The 267-nt window shown below is 43.4% G+C and carries 1 tRNA gene; it reads left to right on the top strand.

The window, feature by feature from the left end:
• Nucleotides 1-49 precede the first annotated feature (49 nt).
• Nucleotides 50-126, top strand: a tRNA-Pro gene (locus EVJ34_RS15650).
• Nucleotides 127-267 lie beyond the last annotated feature (141 nt).

The following is a 267-nucleotide window of genomic DNA, read 5'->3' as shown; positions in this document are numbered from 1 at the left end:
CGAATCTAAAGGCCGGGAGTTCGAATCTCTCAGGGTGCACCATTTATAACGGGAAGTAGCTCAGCTTGGTAGAGCACTTGGTTTGGGACCAAGGGGTCGCAGGTTCGAATCCTGTCTTCCCGACCATTTCTTAATTCAATTTGGTCTTTGAAAACTGAACGATGAGGCAAAAATGTTTTACAATTTTTGAATGAAGCGCAAGCTTCGTCATTTTTAAAGAGCTATATCAAATTCTTTGGAGAGTTTGATCCTGGCTCAGGACGAACG

The sequence above is a fragment of the Exiguobacterium sp. SL-9 genome (assembly GCF_004336985.1).
Lineage (GTDB): Bacteria > Bacillota > Bacilli > Exiguobacteriales > Exiguobacteriaceae > Exiguobacterium.
The sequence above is the reverse complement of the archived record's forward strand: the minus strand, read 5'-3'. Positions and strand labels throughout refer to the sequence as shown.